This is a genomic window from Shewanella sp. UCD-FRSSP16_17 (assembly GCF_001675935.1).
GTDB lineage: Bacteria > Pseudomonadota > Gammaproteobacteria > Enterobacterales > Shewanellaceae > Shewanella > Shewanella japonica.
The window spans coordinates 457,659-476,432 of the sequence record NZ_LZFV01000013.1 but is presented as its reverse complement, the minus strand read 5'-3'; the positions used below and the strand labels follow the sequence as shown (position 1 = coordinate 476,432).

Here is an 18,774-nt window from a genome sequence, read left to right as displayed (position 1 = left end):
ACACGCATTTAATATACAGCTATAAATCCAGCATATCGTACTAAAAATGAACAGATTTCACTCAATTCTAGGTATCGCATAAATATTCAGGCAAAATAAATAATTCACATGTTGACAACAATTTCATCTATCTAATTGGTATAAGATTTGTTTTATGCCACTAAGATGTTAACCATCAGAAATTTGTTACATAAGTGATACAATCAAATTTATCGACTTTCTTTTTGGAATCACATCGCTTTGTCGCGCCTATCAAAACAAATTTTTATGATAATTAGCTGGCTATTGTTGTTTGCCAATATTAACTCTACTCAAGCGAGTACGGTTTTTGAGCAAGCATCGAAGCAAGCTGAAAGTAAATCAGAAACGGCAAGCGATGCAACCGTAGAAGCTGTTCAAAAAATTAAACCAAACGCTACAAAAGCCAACGGTGAGCAAAGCGCTACTGAAGACTCTCCATGCTATAGCCGCTCACAATCAGAACTACCGTTAGATAAAACATTCGCTTATTTGAATACCAAGTTTTGCGAACCCGCTATCTGGTTTGACAGCTTTTTTGTCGATGATCGTATAGAAGATGATGGACGAGCAGGCACCATCATTCGCTGGTATAACGACTTCTCTTATTTTGAAAAGGAGGGGTTTAAGTACCGAGCTAACTTAAATGCGCGTTTAAACTTGCCGGGAATGAGCAAGAAATTAAAGCTTATTTTTGACTCCACGGGCGAAGATGATCCTTTCTCTTTTATTAAACGTCCTGATGAAGAAAGAGATGTTGATGTCGGCTTACGATATGACTGGTATACAAAAGAAAGAAGTAGTTTCAATATCAAAGCCAGTTTTAAACCCAAAATTGAAGCGCGCTACCGTTACACTTTACCGATTTCGGACAACAGCCTTTGGCGATTTACACAAAAGTTATACCAGGAAAAAAGCGTAACAGGTGAATCTACAGAGTTAGATTTTGAACATGCTTTTAATCCTCAATTTTTGCTCCGTTGGCATAGTGCAGCACAATATGAGAATAAAGGTAACGGCTGGAAAATAGGCACTGGTTTACAGCTTTATCAATATATTAGTGAGACACAAGCCATTAGCTATCAAGCAAAAATAAATGGCGTCAATAAGCCCTACCATTATATTGATAAAGCCAGTATTGGGCTCACATATAGACAAAGTTATTTGAGAGAATGGTTATTTTTTGGCATTACGCCTGAATACACATGGAGTGAAGATGAAGACAGTGAGCGCTTGAATCAAGCCGTTTTGACTGTCACCATCGAAGTGTTATTTCAAAATGTTTGAATTAGCTATGCTAACTAAACGAATTAAAGCTCTAATGACAAATTCTGGTACTCATTAAACCAAGGCTTGCTGGCAACTCGCTCCATAAACACTGACTCATCAGCTTTAGGATTGTAATTTACAGTCAAGTTAAATAGACAAGGCAAACCGAACACTGACTCAACGACAATGTCACCACGCTCATCGAGCTTCACCCCAATCGCTGTTTGCAGTTCAGGCCAATAAGACATCGCATCTTTAGCAGAAGTATAAGCAGGATGCTGGTTTTTTATGTGCATTCTTGCTTGGTTTTTAACGGACCAAGGGAATGAAGCCATTTCCGCTAAAGCAAGTTCGATTAACTTGTCACGATAAACACTGGTTTCTTCATTGCAGTAATAAATCACGTCAATATCATCTAATACTGATTCCGCAGCACCATGCAATTTATCCCACACTAAATTACGAACAAAACCTGCAGCAATATACCAATCATCAACCTCAAGCTCTTTAAACATTTGCGCAGTCAGATCCAATGCTTTCATGCGCATTGGGTCGTTTGTAATCCACTGTTTTATTTGAGATTCAAAATCCATGACCTATTCCGAGTGTTATTTGTACTATTTAAATTAACCACAGTGTACCGATGCTAATTTGCAGATTTAAAAACGGTAAATCAAAAGCTACCACTTTATCGGCTTAATTAATGAAGAACTTTAATAATTTACATTTTGATCGATAAATAACGCGACTCTTTCGACAAAACTTGCTAAACGACAATTTTGACAAAAAACAATAATAACAAAACCAATATTAACACATGACAATATTAACACATGCTAATATTGGTGAGTTAAGTTAACTGATTTTATGCCACTAAGCTATTAATAAACAACGCGCCATTTCAAGTTGATAGGGAAAAATATTGGAAAATATATAGTAAGTTTAAACACGAATAACGCACTGAAAAGAGCAACTGCCAGTTAAGTGGTCAGAGCATGTGATTGTAGAACACGCTCAACATTAACTGGCTGTATAGCGAAAGAGTCAACAAGGTTTAAGTGGCATCTGCCTGCTGTTCTGGAGCGGCATCAGCAAAAGCAGATTGTTGATTACAATACGTCCAAACTCTTAAAATGTTCGGGTACTCAGTTAAATCAACATTGAATCGTTTAGCATTATAAACCTGTGGGATTAAACATAAATCCACTAACGTAGGAGTATCACCGAAACAATATTTGCCAGAATGAGTCTTCATTTGTGATTCTAATGCTTTAAAGCCAATGTGGATCCAATGGTGATACCACTTCATTTTAGCTTCTTCATCTACATCCATCTCTTTCACTAAAAATTGCAACACACGCAAATTATCTAATGGGTGAATTTCGCAAGCAATAGATTGCGCCATCGCACGAACAATCGCCCTATCCTTTGGCGTTTTTGGCAATAGTGGGCTTTGAGGATACTGCTCTTCTAAATATTCAATAATTGCCATTGATTGAGTAAGGCAAAATTCCCCGTCATCGTTAGAGTCGACAAAAGCGGGAACTAATTGCTGAGGGTTTAACGCTGCAAACATCTCGCTATGCTGCTCCCCGCCATTGTTAACTAAATGCACTGAAACCTGTTCTGCCACCAGTTGCTTTAAATTGAGTGCAATGCGTACTCGATAGGCGGCACTTGAGCGCCAGTATCCATATAGTTTCATTTTATCTCCTTATCATCATTGAGCTAACAGCCTAATGAGCATAAAAAAAGCAATAACGCATAGCGCTATTGCTTTAGGGTATTAAACCGTAACGACTAGCCTTTGTACTCAACCACTTTTTGGTCTATTGAGCCAAAGATACTGTTGTTTTCTTCATCAAACATTTCGATTCTGACAGTATCACCGAAATGCATGAATGGAGTTGAAGCTTTGCCATCTGCAATGATTTCTAACATACGTTTCTCAGCTAAACAGCTAGAACCTGCACTGCGATCATAGTTTGATATCGTGCCTGAACCAATCACAGCACCAGCGCATAATGGACGGGTTTTAGCCACATGAGAAACCAGTTGGCTGAAGTTGAACGTCATATCAACGCCAGCATTGGGTTGGCCAAATAGGTCGCCGTTTAAATGTGTGACTAATGGTAAGTGAACTTTACTGTCTTGCCACTTATCACCTAACTCATCTGGGGTAATCGCAACAGGAGAAAATGCACTAGAAGGCTTAGATTGGAAAAAACCAAATCCTTTAGCCAACTCACCAGGAATTAAATTACGCAGTGACACATCATTCACTAGCATCAGTAATTTAATATGTTTAGCTGCATTATCGGTATCAACACCCATTGCAACATCATCCGTAACAACGGCAATTTCAGATTCGAAATCAATGCCAAACTCTTCGCTTGCCATTTCAATATCCGCTTTAGGTGCGATAAAGCAATCAGAGCCACCTTGGTAAACTAACGGATCTGTCCAAAAAGACTCAGGCATTTCAGCACCACGAGCCTTACGAACTAACTCAACGTGATTAACATAAGCACTACCATCTGCCCACTGGTATGCACGTGGTAAAGGTGACAGACAACGTGACTCATCAAAATCGATAGCATTATCCATTTGACCAGCATTTAACGCTTCATACAGCTCTTGCAATTGAGGATTAAGTAAATCCCATGCATCCAATAGTTGCTGCATGGTATTGGCAATAGCAGGAACGGCAACGGCTTTTGATAAATCTTTACTCACCAACATAAGTTGGCCATCACGGCGGCCGTTGTTGTAACTTGCAAGTTTCATTTTGACTCCTAAGGGAACAAATAAAGTTGATACTAGATTTTAAATTGTTATTTCTGGCAATCTGTACCTAAGACGCTAATGAAGCATTTGCCGAACAGATTGCGGGTTAATATCAACGAAAATAGCGTTATAACGCTAGGAATACATTAAGCTCAGCCAAATTAATATAGCGTGAGATAAATCACACTTTGGTTAGTTGGCGGTGATTTTGTAAAGCTTTTAATACACAGTGCAAGATAGTGGCAATATCAGCAATATATGCCTGAAAAATACCATAATGCCAGCATTTTGCTGGCATTATATCGTTACAGTCTGTTTTACCTAATGAACCTTAAGTTCACGGCTAACGCTTTTTAGTGATTTTGTAATCTCTAAGTTTGTTTGCAATCGCCGTATGAGAAACACCTAACTTTTTGGCTAATTGTCGGGTACTTGGATAAGCAGGATATAAACGCCTTAACAATGACGCTTCATATTCTTTCATTGCTTGATCAAGGCTACCCTCAAACTCTTCATCAAAATAACCAAACCCTTCAGCGTAAGACGGCAGTTTAAGCTGTTCAACAGTTAATTCAGCTGATCCATCCCACATTGAAACCGCTCTAAAAATAGCGTTTTTAAGCTGACGAACATTACCAGGCCACGCATAGGTAAACAGGTAATCACGACAAGATGCTGAAATACGGCGAAGTGGGCTTGATAGCTGCTGACTGTAATGCTCTAAGAACATTTCAGTTAATGGGATAACATCAACCTTTCGCTCGCGCAGCGACGGCATGTGGTAACTGAGTACATGAATTCGGTAATATAGATCTTCTCTGAACTCTCCAGACTGACAAAGCTCTGCTAGGTTTTTCTGAGTGGAGCAAATAATACGTACATCAGCACGGACTTCTTCATCGCCACCAATTCGTCTGAAGGTGCCATCTTGTAAAAGGCGCAATAACTTAACTTGTGCCGCTTTTGACATTTCGGCGATTTCATCTAAAAAGACGGTGCCGCCTTTCGCTTCTTCAAATAGGCCACGTTTTATAACATCACCATTTGAAACAAAACCAAATAACTCTTCCTCAGCCACACTATCAGGCAAAGCTGCACAGTTAATTGGAATAAACGGATGTTCACGGCGCATACTGGCATCATGGCTTGCTTTAGCCATTAACTCTTTACCCGTTCCCGTTTCACCAGTGATCAATAAAGGCGCATCAAGTTGTGCCATACGTTTAGCTTGCTTAAGGACATCTTTCATCTTATCGCTAACAGCAAGAACATTATCAAAACCCGTTGTTTGATTTTGAAGTGCATTAAACTGTTTACCTACTCTGGCAGGCGATTTAAGTGATACAACAGCACCAGCTAAGATACTGGCATTGTTTTCATCTGGTAAATAAATCGGGAGCATTTCAGCTAGATACTCGTTACTACCAATTTGTACTCGGGTAGCTTGAGCTAAGACAGGTGCTTCTGTTAACCAACGAGAAAAGTTAAAGCCTTGAACCCAGTGATTTAGTGATTCATCAATAACTTCATGCTCTTGCATATTCAAGGTCAACAATGCAGATTCATTGACGATACGAATACGCCCTTTGGAATTAATAGAAAATACCGAATCGGGTAACGTTTTTAACAAGGTTTTTAATGCATAATGCTCTTGCTCAGAAGGCATAAACGATACAGTTCGTACATCATGAACACTTTCTACTTTTCTAATAAGTGGCATTAATTCGCTTAAGGTTTCAAACCCAATTTCAGCGAATTGTAAATAGAGAAAACCTTTGTTACTAGCATCAATTGCAATCAAATTAATGCCATAAGTCTCTAATACTTCAAGAATATCTTTCGCAAGGCCAATGCGATCTAAACAACTCACTTCCAAACGCATATACAACTATTCCCTATCAGTCATTTTGCAGCAATATACGAGGATTCAAGGCAATAACCATTCAAAATTGAATGAAAATTGTCATCCTTCTTTATTTGTGAGCGATACGTTAAAAGGTTATGCGGCTTGTGGCAAGTGTTGTTTACAGCGGAATTGTAACAGATGACGTATTCCAGCAGGTTACGTTAACGTAACCTGCTGAAATTAATAATGAAGCTGGCTAGTCTATCAACTGGTCGGTTTTCGCCGCCATGATAAAATCATTTTTATGAAGTCCTTTAATTGAGTGTGACCACCAAGTCACTGTCACTTTGCCCCATTCCGTTAAAATACCAGGGTGATGAAACTCTTCTTCAGCAAGTTCAGCTAATTTATTGGTAAAAACCATCGCCAATTTGAAGTTCTTGAACTTATACACACGCTCTAACTGATTAATTCCGTCACGATTCTCTACGGTCCATTCTGGGATCATTTGACTGAACTCGACCATTTCTTGCTCGGTCACTTTTGGGGCATCAATTTGGCAAGCTTCACATTTTAATTCTGATAAATCAGACATAACTACTCCTGAGTTTTTTGTTCTTTTATTCGTATTAACTTGCAATCGTCTTTGGGGCAAATTTAGGTTCAAGTAACCCCAACTGACGTGCTTTTGTCACTGCAGCCATAATGTCCATTTGAGCGATTTCATCCAAATAGTCGACGCTGTCAATCACATAGTAAATAGGTTGCATAATATCGATTCGGTAAGGCGTTCTTAGCACTTCTATCAAATCAAATGGCTTACGTTCAGGTTCATCACTTAACGCATATAAGGTCTCGCCAGGAGAACTTAAAATCCCCCCACCATAAATATTAAGACCGCCGTCAGCACTTTTGACTAAACCAAATTCCACAGTAAACCAATACAGTCTAGCTAAATATACCCGCTCTTCTTTTGATGCAGCCAAACCTAGCTGACCATAAATATGTGAAAAGCGCGCAAATGCTGGGTTCGTCAATAACGGGCAATGGCCAAAAATTTCATGAAAAATATCCGGTTCTTGTAAGTAATCAAACTCTTCTTTGGTACGAATAAACGTGGCGACGGGGAACTGTTTACTCGCTAGCAATTCAAAAAATTTTCCAAAAGAAATTAAAGCCGGCACGCCCGCGGTTTTCCAACCAGTCGTTTCGGTTAGCACTTTATCGATTTCTTGTAATTGCGGCACCCTGTTGGTCGGCATATTGAGCGCCTTAAGGCCTTGCATATACGCATCACATGCACGTCCTGGCATGTTAACCATTTGACGCTGATATAACTCATGCCAGACATCATGTTCTTCATCAGTGTACTGAATATAACCCTGACTATCGGGGATTTTAGCTGTGTAATTTGTTGCTTTACTCATAAGTGTCACTTTACGTAAACTTCTCTGCCTTCATAGTGAGCTAAGGTTTCATATTTGTTAACAGGCTCACACTTTATTGATTGGCAGTTTGCTAGCTAAAAACGTAAACCATTCGCTACAAAGTCAATATTGATAAAGAATAGTAATTTAAAAACAGAGACTTAAAATGTAGTTATAGTTTGACGAATGAGTTAAACGCTATCAATGTTGCAGACTTTTTTGTAGCGCATCTTAGAATGAATGCTGCTATTTACTGATTATTCGAATGGATATCAGTAACAAAAGTTATATTCATCACGCTAAGTTAAGTACAATAGTATGAGCAATTACTTTTTACTCCACAGTGTTAAGGACAAACCATGGCAATTCTAGTGACTGGCGGTGTTGGCTATATCGGCTCTCATACTGTCGTAGAACTGTTAGATGCCAATCAACAAGTGATCATTGTTGATAATTTATCGAATGCCAACGTTAATGCGCTCGACAGAATCCGCCAAATTACAGGGAAAGATTGCACTTTTTATCAAGGTAGCGTGCTCAATAAAGCCCTGTTACACAAGATCTTTACCGATCATGTTATCGACTCAGTGATTCACTTTGCTGGCTTAAAAGCGGTAGGCGAGTCTGTCACTAACCCATTGCAATATTATGAAACCAACGTCACAGGTTCCATCATACTTTGCCAAGTCATGGCTGAGCATAATGTAAAAAACTTAGTCTTTAGCTCATCAGCCACTGTTTACGGCCTACCTGAAAGTCTGCCAATTCGAGAGGATTTTGCCACAGGTGCTACCAACCCTTATGGGCAATCTAAACTTATGGTTGAGCAGCTATTGGCTGACTTATACGCTGCAGATAACCAATGGAATATTGCTGTATTACGATATTTTAACCCTGTTGGTGCCCATAAAAGTGGGTTAATAGGCGAAGATCCTAGTGATATACCCAACAATTTAATGCCATTTATTTGCCAAGTCGCGATTGGGAATATCAAAGAATTACGCGTTTTTGGGAATGATTACCTCACACCTGATGGCACTGGTGTTCGAGATTATATTCATGTCGAAGATCTCGCAACAGGCCACATCAAGGCTTTAAATAAACTGTCTGAAAACCCTGGCATTGTGACTTACAACCTCGGTACAGGTAGAGGTTATAGCGTCATCGAGTTAATTACGGCATTTGAACAAGCCAGTGGTAAGACTATACCTTATCGCTTTACAGATCGCCGTACAGGAGATTTAGCCGCCTATTTCGCTGATGCGACTTTGGCGCACAAAGAACTTGATTGGCAGCCCACTCATACCCTTGAGTCAATGGTTAAAAGTAGCTGGCAATGGCAATCAAAAAACCCTAAAGGTTATCGAGAATAAACACGAAATGAATCATTGTAAGGCTGGAAATAAATCATGAGCCAATCCATTAATCATAGCCGTAGAAACCTATTCAGACGCAGAAAAGACAATGCTCAACGTCCACCATGGGTGATAGACTCTATCGAGTTTACTGACGAATGCACTCGTTGTAATGCCTGTATCGATGCTTGCGAAACCAAAGTGCTTATTAAAGGAGATGGCGGCTTTCCAGAAATTAAATTTTCTGAAGATGAATGCACTTTTTGTCAGCAGTGTGCAACCGTCTGCGAAGAAAAGGTTTTCGATGTATCTCAAGCTTTACCATGGACAATTAAAGCGTCAATCAATGATTCATGCCTGACCTACAAAGGTGTGTGGTGTCAAAGTTGCAAAGATGCATGCGATCCTAGAGCGATTACGTTTAAGATGGCAGTCGGTCAAATCCCTAAACCCATTATTGATATTGATGCTTGTACTGGCTGCGGCGCATGCGTATCTCCTTGCCCTGCACAGTCAATTACCGTGACAGAACCTCACGCTAAAGCCGAGTAATTGAGGCTAATTGAGTGACCGCCGTCAAAAAAAAGTCCTAACAGTCAAAATTTAATTGTTTTTTTTGCATTTAATTGTCGCTATATTAAATGTTAAATATCTATAACAAAGTCATTTTCGTCGCGCTTATCAGTTTTATTGCGGCCTAATTATGCGAAAAGAGAGTCTACATGTTTAGTAAAAAAAGTCCGGCAAACAACCTCAGTTTTATCGCAAACGACTGTGAAGTCACGGGTAATATCAAAGTTGTTGGGGACGTCTTGATTGCAGGCAAAATCAACGGTGAAATTCGTGCAACAGGTAACGTAACAGTAGAATCAACAGGTGTAGTGACTGGTGGCGTGATTTGTGTTGAAGCGTCAGTGTCAGGCTTGATGACAGGTAATATTACGTGCGATAAATTATCAATCACCAATACAGGTACGTTTGATGGTGAAGTTTACAGTAAGCGTATGGAAATCTTAGATAATGGTCAGTTTATCGGATACCGCAAAGCTTATGACGAAAGCGCTGAACATCAGTTAATCTCAAATGAAAAAGTGATCAGTGATTCATCAGAAGAAAAAACCGATAACCCACAACTTTCTGCAGCCGTGACAGCTTAGTTTTCACCGAAATGTGTTGATAACTGTATTAATAAGCTTTGTTGTTGTTTCAAGTGATGTTTGAACCATCACCCACGAGACAATAACAAAGTTTACGTTACTTCTTCTCCTTCTCCTTCTCCACCAAACTCTTGCTGCCACTCCCTTAGTAAAGCCACAAACGCCATTGGTGCCCTATCAAGGCTATCTACAGAAATATATAAATGAAACCCGAGATGACTTTCAAGTGTCTGACAGCGATGGCCAAACATTGCTAACACGCCTCTGTAACGATCCCCATTAACGACCAAAGGAGTAAACTCAGCGCCTAGGTAGGTTTCTAAACTTTGTAAGTCTTCATCTTGTGTCGCTGCCGTCATCAATAACGGGCGCTGCTCAGTTAACAGACCTGTCGCCAATCGTGGGGAAATATTGTCTAGAATGGGGTTAATTTTTTTGAGCTTAAAGCCAATGTAAGGCAATTCGATTAATTCAAGGTTTTGAGTCACTCTTGATACATCAATTCGCTGGATATTGTTCCACCCGATATGGACAGTACCGCGTCGATGGAAATATTCGACTCCTGCCTGTGTTAACTTAAAACTGGCACTAGGTTGGTTAATTTTAGCGATACCTAAAATTAAACTCACACTGCCAAAACCAAACAACACAATGCCGATCCCAAATAGGTGTTTTGCAGTGATAAATAACACTAGGCTGATAAATAACGCTAGCGAACCGAACACGGTTAAGGTTATACCATTACGCTTACCAAATGGACTGATTAATAATGTGTTTTCTTGAGTCATGTTGCCAACGTTTAGCTTGTAAGGATTAAAGGTTGTTATTCAAAGGTTTCAATCAAAAACCGTTTTATTTTTAGCCATTCCATCCCGACATATTCATGAATCGACCGTTGAGAAATAAACAAGTTTGAAGCGCTAAACCGCCACCAATAGCCTGTAGAACTGATAAAGTTCGTTGGCGCTGCCACTGGGAATAGATTTTCTTGGCTAAATATTTTTATCGATCTTGGCATATGCGTCGCTGAGGTAACCAGTATAAATGGTGTTTTTCCTACCAGCTGCTTCATTGCTTGTGCTTCTTCTATGGTATCTAACGCTGTTGGAAAAATAGTAATGCTTTCAGCTGGCACCCCAAGTTCAATGGCTGCACGTTTCATGATCATCGCATGGGGCGTTGGGGTAATTCCGCCGCTCCAACCACTGACGACTAAGGTACATGGCCTGTCAGCGATATTTAGCTGCCGTAGACCTTCCATCAACCTTGCAAGTGCGGTCGATGATAACTGCTGTACAGCACTGATCTCGATATTTTCAGTATGGCCTGAGCCTAACACCATCACATAGCATTGATAATTTTCATTTTCGTCATAAGCAAAAGACAGCGGAATTTCGTTCACTGAGTACCTTGACTCTAAACTATGGGATAGCGCAGCAGATACATATGAGTTACTGAAGACCAATAAGGTTGAAAAGCCTAAAAATAGACACAGCTGTCCAATAACTTTTTTGTGTTTACTGCAGTAACGCCAAATGAGTAGAGCCATGAGCAAACACAAAAGTGTAAATGGTACAGGCATGACTAATTGTGAAAGTATTTTTTTAAGCCAAAACATTAAGATACCCAAAGATTATTCGCAGCAATATATTAGCTTGTTAAGGAATAGATTACTAATACCTATATGTTATCCAGTCACGCTCCACATTTCACCAACATCATATCGTCACCAATACGATGAACATAAAATTGCTTTAAGCATAAAAAAGCGACCCTATGATAAGCGTCGCTAATATGTTTTTATATGCTTTGAATTTGAAGTGTAATGCCCTAAATAATCAATACAAAAACAAATCAAAAACTCTCATTAATGGCTGTCTTTACCCCATAGCCACGCTGCGCCACGTACACCTGATGACGCGCCAAACTGGTTTTTGACCACTATCGTGTCGCATTCACGGCCGACGACATATTTAGGCAACACCTTAGGCAACTCTTTGTAAATGGCATCAATGTTCGATACTCCGCCACCTAATACAATAACGTCAGGGTCAATCATATTGATTAAGTGGGCAAGAGAGCGTGCTAAACGGTCGATATAACGAACAAAAGCTTGAGTAGCCAAGGGATGCCCTTCAGCCATCATCTGTGAAATTTGTATTCCACTGTCAGCCTCACCTCCTGCTCGGCGAAAATCTCTTACCCAGCCAGTCCCCGAAATAAAGGTTTCAATACAATCTTTATTGCCACAAAAACACGATGTTGAGTTGAACTCATCAGGCGTCATCCAAGGTAATGGGTTATGCCCCCATTCACCGCCGATACCATTACCCCCGCCGTGGACTTTGCCATTAATAGATAAACCACCGCCACAACCCGTTCCAATAATCACACCAAAAACCACGCCTTTTCCTGCTGCGGCGCCATCTACTGACTCAGATACAGCAAAGCAGTTAGCATCATTGGCAACTCGTACTTCTCTATCAAGACGGGCGCTCAAATCTTTATCTAATGGATGTCCATTAATCCAAGTAGAATTTGAGTTTTTAACTAATCCTGTAAAAGGTGAAACAACGCCAGGGATCCCTACACCAACTGAGCCTGTTTGCTGAGTTTCAGCTTCAGCTTCAGAAACGAGTCCAATTATCGCATCTAAGGTTCCAGGATAATTTTTTGGGGTAGGAACACGTTTACGAAACAGCTCGCTGCCATCATCCGCTAACGCTACTAACTCGATTTTTGTCCCGCCAAGGTCAACACCCATGCGCATCATAGCTTCACTCTCCATTTAATTATAATCTATCATTTAACACGTAGATTCACGGCATTAACCCAACGAGTGATAATGAGCTGTCATGTATGACGAAGTCAGGACTGTCGCTCAAACCATTTCGGTGATGCCGCAATAAAATACGGGTTTAAAATATCTTCTTTTTGGTTGTAATCTAACGGTGCTAAATCTGGGTGGCGTAACACTTGTCCACCTGCACTTTCTAATACTGCTTGCGCCGCCGCGGTATCCCATTCACTTGTTAGCCCCATTCTTGGGTACACATCAGCTTTACCCTCTGCCACTAAACAAAATTTAAGGGAGCTGCCGACACTTTGCATCTCATGCTCACCAATATTAGCGACATACGCTGCTACGTCAGGGCTAATGTGCGAGCGACTACCAACAACAATCGGGTTTTCACTAATAGGACGTTGGCTGATATCGAGCTTAACTCGCTTATCACCTTGTTCTAGCCAAGCACCTTGATGGCAAATACCTGAATAACACGTTTCTAGGACTGGCGCATACACCACTCCAGCGATGGCTTTACCATGATGTATTAGCGCAATATTGACAGTAAATTCACCATTTCGTTTTATAAATTCTTTCGTTCCATCCAGTGGGTCTATAAGCCAATAGGTGTTCCATAATTGACGTTCTTGCCACGGAATATCTGCAGCTTCCTCACTCATGATTGGAATACCTGCAAACTGACTTTCAAGTCCTGCGACAATGACATTATGACTTGCAATGTCAGCAGCCGTGACTGGGCTGTCATCCTGTTTAGTGACGACTTGCAAGTCTGAAGATGAATACACCTGCATAATGGCATTACCAGCGTCTTTAGCGATGCTGATAACTTGCTGTAACTGATTTTCTGTTATATCAAAAGGTTGATCTATTCTCTGGCTACTCAAAGGTAACTCCTTGGAAAATATCGACGATTAAGTCGTAAATAATCAACACATTATGCCATTGAACAAGGTAAATATTTATAACTATTTAGCTTGTCTTAGACATTAATCATTAGCCTTGCTAATACCGCTATTGTTACTCATTTGTAATAACAGGTTTGATAGTAAGCCAAGTCGGATAAGCTTGAAAGCCTCTAACCCTTGGCTGCATTCGTATTCAAACCTGAATGTTATTATCCTTTTAGCCACAAAATGGTGGCTAAAAGGCTGGAGTTATCCAGTGACGCTACTGTAACTAACACTTGTTATCTTAAAAGTATTGTCCCATTTATTTAACCAGCTGCACGTTATCCACCTGCATTACAACACCATTTTGATTGCCCCATGCAGGGAAAATAACTAACGGCGTATCCACTTGCGTTAATACCAAGCTTGAACCTGTATTGGCGACGAGATCAGCTAACGCAATACGGTAATGTGTCCATGCGCCAACTTCAGGCGCTGGGATGGCAAAATCTCCTGAACTACATGGGTGGCCACAATCGACTTTAATATTAAAATCGCGTACTTCGCGAGGGTCTGTTATGACGTTAAGATCAAATTCGACCGCAGCAAAGCTACTGACATCTTGCTGCAAGCCTGTACTTTGAAAATACACCACAGCCTCATCGGTATTAAAACTAAACTGGTTGACAATGCCATGGTCAGCACCGACGTCTAGTTGCTCAATTGCAACGCTGCCTGATGCCGCATAATGACCAATAGTAAAAGGAGCTTTTACTTCATCATCATAAATAATAAGCTCATTAGCCGTTGATACTTGATATTCATAACGGACATTATCGATTTGTAAGCTCATATTGCCTAATGGTTCAATGACAAAGGGATTTGATACTGATGCTAAATCAACGAAACTTCCTGGAGAAAACCGATTACCACTGGCAACAAGTTCCGCAATAGGTATACGGATTTCTGTCCAAGTATTCAATTCAGGTAAGCTAACACTCACATCACTAACATTCGGCCAACCACTATCAATTTTGACCAATAACTCAACGTCGTTGTCTGTGCTTAATAGATTTAAGTCAAAAACTAAAGTGCCGTTTGCTGACCAATGTGACAAATCAGCAGTAGGTGGATAACTAAAATAAGCATTACCTGTCGCGCCAACTTTATCTAGCTGAAGCACTTCCCCCTTTCCCTCAACAGTTATCGTTTGTAATGTCACCGCATTATCAGAATTGTAGCTATCAAGACTTAACCCCTCAGCGAGTCCTTCGTCATATAGTATGAATTCTGGCCCCGCACCTATATCTGTTGATGGCACAGTAATTTCAGGGGCAACATGCCCTTCAACAATCTCAGCATTGTCACCTACGCTGGCACAACCAGCCCCAGTTTCGGGTGACACACTGCACTCATAAACTCTAACGTAGTCCACTTCTAATACTTGCGGGAAAACACTTTCATCAACCCCAGTGTTATTGACATTACCCGCCCAAGTTCCACCAACTGCTAAATTTAAAATCATATGAAATGGTTGATTATAAGGAGCATCTTCCGCTGCATTAGCGAGATTACCATCACTATCGACGTATTGACTGTACCAACCTGTTGAACGTTGAGTTGCAAAGTGGACGTCATCAACATACCAACGAATTTCATCCTTCTCCCACTCAATGGCATAAACATGAAAATCGTCAGCTGGGTTAGCCCCATCAGGTAAGCTATATTCAGCGCCAGAGTACACATTGCCAGGCCAGGCTTTACCGTAATGCAAGGTGCCATGAATTTTAGCTTCTGGAACAGAGCCTTCTGTCACCACTTTAAGGTTAACCGCTTCCATAATATCGATTTCGCCGGAACCAGCCCACGGGCCATAAACCCAATCTGTTGGCAACATCCAAATCGCTGGCCATGTACCTTGCCCTTGCGGCATTTTGGCACGGATTTCAAAACGGCCATATTTCCAGTCACCTTTGTTCGTCGAATCTAATCGTGCTGATGTGTACGCTTGCTGTTTTGACGTATCGTTTTCATCATAATTAGGATCGCCCAATGCAACAGCAGGACCACTAAAATCTTCTCGCTGTGCAGTAATCACTAACTTTCCATCAGCAACTTGGCTATTTTCGGAACGCTGGGTATAACATTGCTGCTCCTCATTGCCTCCGCCATAACAATTATATGCGAGGTTCCACTTGTCTAAATCGATAGTGGTACCATCAAACTCATCGCTCCATACCAAATTCCATAGGTTTTCTTGTTCTTCGCTGTTATCGACAGGTGCCGTGTCTTCAACAACATCTGTGGCACTGTCAGAGCCGCATCCTAATAACATGGCTGCAGCGAGACTCACACTTGTGATAGTTAAAACTGATGCTCTTTTTTTCATTTTCCCCCCAAGGAATACTCAAAAATCACGAAAAAAATCCAGCAAAATCCCCTACAAAATTAATTGCAAATTCACAACAGTGCAGGAATAACTTGCCAGCTAGCATTATGCTAGCCGGCAAAACAAAAATTATATTAGGCGTCTGGGCAGGTTATTGTGGCTGTTTCTGCCGCATTAGGCACAATCAATAAGTCGCTAAAGTTAATCTCAGCGCTCCCATTGGTTGCCAAATAGAAAGGTGTATTGATGTTACCGAAATTGACGTCTTTATTTGCAAAGCACTTCAAATCAACACTGATGGTTTGCCACTCACCTACCGCTGTATTTAAGGCATTAGCAATATCCACATCTGCGCGGCAATCTCGGTCACATGCAACCCCTAACATCACTGGCTGCTCAACTTTATTGGTGGTTTTAATTAACACTGACAGCGCTGAATCGGTGTTTGAGTATGCTCGTAAGTCACGAGGGAAGTTACTGATTAATCCTACAAACCCAAGGCCTGTACCATTAAAACTAACTAAACGAGCATCTTCTTGAACAACTTTATCAAAAGTTCTGATCGTCACAACATCATTACTTTGAATGCTGCTACTGACAGTATCGGACGATGATTCAGTACCAATCATTAATCGCCAAGGCGCTTTTACTGCACGTTCAAACAATGCTAATGAAGTTAACTTCTCCTGGGCTGCAAAATTATCTTCTGAAAGCGCATTAGACACGTCACTCTTCTCGCCATACTTCAGGCCATAGCCATAAGCGAATAAAGGCTGATAATTTTCATCATGGACATTAACTTCTGTTTGCTGAGGTCGAGTTGGCCACGAAAATGAAAGTTTACCGGTAAAGTCATGATTTACTTTGCCGTCTTTATCACTAAATAGCACTTGTGAAATACCATCGCCTTCAGTACCTGGAAGCCAAGCAGCAACAAAGGCATCCGATGCATTTAGCTCAGGATTAACCCACATAGGACGACCACTGATAAAGATAGACACAACAGGAATACCTTGAGACTTAAGTGAACGAAGTAATGCTAAATCACGTTTATCACCACGTTGGTATTCAAGGTTATCAATGTCACCATTCCCTTCTGCATAAGGCTCTTCACCGAATACAACAATAGCAACATCTGGTTTATTGTTTGCTTCAAACTGACCATCAACATTAAGTGTTACTTGGCCACCAGCCGCTGTCACATCTTTAGCAATACCAGCATAAATAGAGGTTGCACCTGGAAAGTCTTCATTTAGATTATCGGTGCCTTGCCAAGTGATACTCCACCCGCCAGATTGCTTACCAATATTATCTGCGCCATCACCAGCGACTAAAACGTTCATTTTTGGAGAAAGTGGTAACACATTATTATTGTTTTTCAGTAAAACTAACGATTCGCGTACTGCTTGTCTGGCGACATCACGATGTGCTTTAGCACCAATAAGTTCAGTTTTACCTGAAATTTCACGGTTAGCAGGACTGGGTTTTTCGAACAAGCCAGCACGAATTTTCACTCTGAGTATACGGCTAACTGCATCATCTATTCTTGCTTGAGGGATTTCACCATTTCTCACTTGGGCAATCGTATTCTCATATAATGGTTTCCATGCACTTGTAGGAACCATGTACACATCTAACCCAGCATTTGCCGCTTGCGCACATGACTCATTAGTACAGCCATCGACTTGTCCATGACCGTTCCAATCTCCTACAACAAAGCCATCAAAGCCCATTTTGTCTTTAAGCACATCATTCAGTAGGTATTTTTCGCCATGAATTTTCTTGCCTTGCCAGCTGTTAAACGACGCCATGACGGTTTGAGCGCCAGCAGTCAATCCACCCACATAACCTTGAGCATGAATATCAAATAGTTCTTGCTCAGAATCTAGGTTTTGTCCTTGGTCTATCCCTTTTTCAGTCCCACCATCTCCTAAGAAATGCTTCACTGTGGAAATAACATGTTGATCAGATAAAAAGTCATCTCCGACCTTGCCTTGAAGACCTTCGACGATAGCATGTGAGTAGGCTTTAACTATTTGTGGATCTTCAGAATAGCCTTCGTATGTACGTCCCCAGCGATCATCACGTACAACAGCAACCGTGGGGGCAAATACCCAATCAATACCTGTTACCATCACCTCTTTAGCGGTAATGGCGGCTATTTCACGAATTAAGTCTGGATTATTCGCCGCACCTAAACCAATGTTATGAGGGAAAAGCGTAGCGCCAATAACGTTATTATGACCGTGTACGGCATCTGTGCCCCACATAGTTGGAATTGCATTGCCATCAATACTGTCATCTATAGATGCTTGGTACATATCTTCGGCGAGTTTAATCCAATCTGCAGGCGTGGCATGTTTATCATTATTAGGATAGGCGCCACCACCATTAAGGTAAGAGCCAAATCCATAAGTACGCATATCTTCAACGGTAATATCACGGATCTCTGGTTGGATCATCTGCGCAACTTTCTGCTCAAGTGTCATTGTCGCCATCAAATCAGAAATACGCTTCTCAAGCGCAGCGTCTTTTGTGAATGGAATCGCTAACTCCGGCCAAATAGAAATGTCACCTGAAACAGTCCCAGAAACAATCTTATTGGACACCGTTTGTGACGTTTCAGCTACAGGTGCAGGTTTATCATCACTTACCTTTGGTACTGATTTCTTTGTATCATCTTCGCCACATGCCGATAAACCCATCACGACAGCTAGCAGAGTGAGTGGCAAGGTTATTTGCTTATTTGCGAATACGTGAGTTGCCTTATCCATAATATTGCCTTTTCTATCCAATCTGCCTTCGCAGAAGATTAATTAATAAAAAACTTGTG

The 18,774-nt window shown here is 40.8% G+C and carries 16 protein-coding genes; 4 read left to right on the top strand and 12 right to left on the bottom strand.

The window, feature by feature from the left end:
• Window positions 1–267 precede the first annotated feature (267 nt).
• Window positions 268–1,305, top strand: a complete 1,038-nt coding sequence (locus A9267_RS11080) for a hypothetical protein (protein ID WP_231919080.1) — start codon at window positions 268–270, stop codon at window positions 1,303–1,305.
• A gap of 23 nt (window positions 1,306–1,328) precedes the next feature.
• On the opposite strand, the gene A9267_RS11075 is transcribed toward A9267_RS11080, so the two are convergent.
• The 6 genes from A9267_RS11075 to phhA all read right to left on the bottom strand — a co-directional run bounded on the left by A9267_RS11075 (window position 1,329) and on the right by phhA (window position 7,347).
• Window positions 1,329–1,880: a nucleotidyltransferase family protein gene (locus A9267_RS11075; protein ID WP_065109185.1), complete on the bottom strand. Its 552-nt coding sequence runs from the start codon at window positions 1,878–1,880 to the stop codon at window positions 1,329–1,331.
• Between the two features lie 461 nt (window positions 1,881–2,341).
• A complete protein-coding gene (gene maiA, locus A9267_RS11070) occupies window positions 2,342–2,992 on the bottom strand; it encodes a maleylacetoacetate isomerase (protein ID WP_065109184.1) in 651 nt (216 codons plus the stop codon).
• A 95-nt stretch (window positions 2,993–3,087) separates the two neighbouring features.
• The gene (locus A9267_RS11065) at window positions 3,088–4,074 is read right to left on the bottom strand and encodes a fumarylacetoacetate hydrolase family protein (RefSeq protein ID WP_065109183.1); all 987 of its coding nucleotides are present in this window, start codon (window positions 4,072–4,074) and stop codon (window positions 3,088–3,090) included.
• Between the two features lie 343 nt (window positions 4,075–4,417).
• A complete protein-coding gene (gene tyrR, locus A9267_RS11060; protein ID WP_055023028.1) occupies window positions 4,418–5,956 on the bottom strand; it encodes a transcriptional regulator TyrR in 1,539 nt (512 codons plus the stop codon).
• A 220-nt stretch (window positions 5,957–6,176) separates the two neighbouring features.
• Window positions 6,177–6,515 carry a 4a-hydroxytetrahydrobiopterin dehydratase gene (locus tag A9267_RS11055; RefSeq protein WP_055023029.1) on the bottom strand — a complete coding sequence of 113 codons (339 nt, stop codon included), beginning with the start codon at window positions 6,513–6,515 and terminating at the stop codon, window positions 6,177–6,179.
• Window positions 6,516–6,549: 34 nt separating this feature from the next.
• Window positions 6,550–7,347: a phenylalanine 4-monooxygenase gene (phhA, locus tag A9267_RS11050; protein WP_055023030.1), complete on the bottom strand. Its 798-nt coding sequence runs from the start codon at window positions 7,345–7,347 to the stop codon at window positions 6,550–6,552.
• A 359-nt stretch (window positions 7,348–7,706) separates the two neighbouring features.
• Here phhA and galE point away from each other — a divergent pair, with 359 nt between their 5' ends.
• From galE to A9267_RS11035, 3 genes are all read left to right on the top strand, one after another.
• Complete coding sequence (gene galE / locus A9267_RS11045) at window positions 7,707–8,720, top strand: UDP-glucose 4-epimerase GalE (RefSeq protein WP_065109182.1); 1,014 nt, start codon at window positions 7,707–7,709, stop codon at window positions 8,718–8,720.
• 36 nt (window positions 8,721–8,756) lie between these two features.
• Window positions 8,757–9,254, top strand: coding sequence for a ferredoxin-type protein NapF (napF, locus tag A9267_RS11040; RefSeq protein ID WP_065109181.1), 498 nt, complete (start codon window positions 8,757–8,759; stop codon window positions 9,252–9,254).
• Window positions 9,255–9,424: 170 nt separating this feature from the next.
• The gene (locus tag A9267_RS11035; protein ID WP_055023033.1) at window positions 9,425–9,859 is read left to right on the top strand and encodes a bactofilin family protein; all 435 of its coding nucleotides are present in this window, start codon (window positions 9,425–9,427) and stop codon (window positions 9,857–9,859) included.
• Between the two features lie 92 nt (window positions 9,860–9,951).
• Here A9267_RS11035 and A9267_RS11030 read toward each other — a convergent pair whose 3' ends face one another.
• The 6 genes from A9267_RS11030 to A9267_RS11005 all read right to left on the bottom strand — a co-directional run bounded on the left by A9267_RS11030 (window position 9,952) and on the right by A9267_RS11005 (window position 18,715).
• Window positions 9,952–10,647, bottom strand: a complete 696-nt coding sequence (locus A9267_RS11030) for a DUF2982 domain-containing protein (RefSeq protein ID WP_065109180.1) — start codon at window positions 10,645–10,647, stop codon at window positions 9,952–9,954.
• Window positions 10,648–10,682: 35 nt separating this feature from the next.
• A complete protein-coding gene (locus A9267_RS11025; protein ID WP_331712003.1) occupies window positions 10,683–11,261 on the bottom strand; it encodes a YdcF family protein in 579 nt (192 codons plus the stop codon).
• Between the two features lie 465 nt (window positions 11,262–11,726).
• Window positions 11,727–12,632 (bottom strand): fructokinase, encoded by a 906-nt coding sequence (gene mak / locus A9267_RS11020; RefSeq protein ID WP_055023036.1) that lies wholly within the window; start codon window positions 12,630–12,632, stop codon window positions 11,727–11,729.
• Between the two features lie 95 nt (window positions 12,633–12,727).
• Window positions 12,728–13,549 (bottom strand): 3'(2'),5'-bisphosphate nucleotidase CysQ, encoded by an 822-nt coding sequence (gene cysQ, locus A9267_RS11015; RefSeq protein WP_231919078.1) that lies wholly within the window; start codon window positions 13,547–13,549, stop codon window positions 12,728–12,730.
• Window positions 13,550–13,874: 325 nt separating this feature from the next.
• Entirely contained in the window at window positions 13,875–15,941 is a 2,067-nt protein-coding gene (locus A9267_RS11010) for a glycoside hydrolase family 16 protein (RefSeq protein WP_065109178.1), read from the bottom strand.
• A 134-nt stretch (window positions 15,942–16,075) separates the two neighbouring features.
• Window positions 16,076–18,715 (bottom strand): glycoside hydrolase family 3 protein, encoded by a 2,640-nt coding sequence (locus A9267_RS11005; RefSeq protein WP_065109177.1) that lies wholly within the window; start codon window positions 18,713–18,715, stop codon window positions 16,076–16,078.
• Window positions 18,716–18,774: the final 59 nt, after the last annotated feature.

Excerpts from the sequence above, each read along its gene's own strand:
- A9267_RS11010 (WP_065109178.1), bottom strand. The coding sequence starts at position 15,941 with ATGAAAAAAAGAGCATCAGTTTTAACTATCACAAGTGTGAGTCTCGCT.
- A9267_RS11065 (WP_065109183.1), bottom strand. The coding sequence starts at position 4,074 with ATGAAACTTGCAAGTTACAACAACGGCCGCCGTGATGGCCAACTTATG.
- A9267_RS11035 (WP_055023033.1), top strand. The coding sequence starts at position 9,425 with ATGTTTAGTAAAAAAAGTCCGGCAAACAACCTCAGTTTTATCGCAAAC.
- galE (WP_065109182.1), top strand. The coding sequence starts at position 7,707 with ATGGCAATTCTAGTGACTGGCGGTGTTGGCTATATCGGCTCTCATACT.
- A9267_RS11005 (WP_065109177.1), bottom strand. The coding sequence starts at position 18,715 with ATGGATAAGGCAACTCACGTATTCGCAAATAAGCAAATAACCTTGCCA.
- phhA (WP_055023030.1), bottom strand. The coding sequence starts at position 7,347 with ATGAGTAAAGCAACAAATTACACAGCTAAAATCCCCGATAGTCAGGGT.
- mak (WP_055023036.1), bottom strand. The coding sequence starts at position 12,632 with ATGATGCGCATGGGTGTTGACCTTGGCGGGACAAAAATCGAGTTAGTA.
- tyrR (WP_055023028.1), bottom strand. The coding sequence starts at position 5,956 with ATGCGTTTGGAAGTGAGTTGTTTAGATCGCATTGGCCTTGCGAAAGAT.
- A9267_RS11075 (WP_065109185.1), bottom strand. The coding sequence starts at position 1,880 with ATGGATTTTGAATCTCAAATAAAACAGTGGATTACAAACGACCCAATG.
- maiA (WP_065109184.1), bottom strand. The coding sequence starts at position 2,992 with ATGAAACTATATGGATACTGGCGCTCAAGTGCCGCCTATCGAGTACGC.
- A9267_RS11030 (WP_065109180.1), bottom strand. The coding sequence starts at position 10,647 with ATGACTCAAGAAAACACATTATTAATCAGTCCATTTGGTAAGCGTAAT.
- A9267_RS11055 (WP_055023029.1), bottom strand. The coding sequence starts at position 6,515 with ATGTCTGATTTATCAGAATTAAAATGTGAAGCTTGCCAAATTGATGCC.
- napF (WP_065109181.1), top strand. The coding sequence starts at position 8,757 with ATGAGCCAATCCATTAATCATAGCCGTAGAAACCTATTCAGACGCAGA.
- A9267_RS11080 (WP_231919080.1), top strand. The coding sequence starts at position 268 with ATGATAATTAGCTGGCTATTGTTGTTTGCCAATATTAACTCTACTCAA.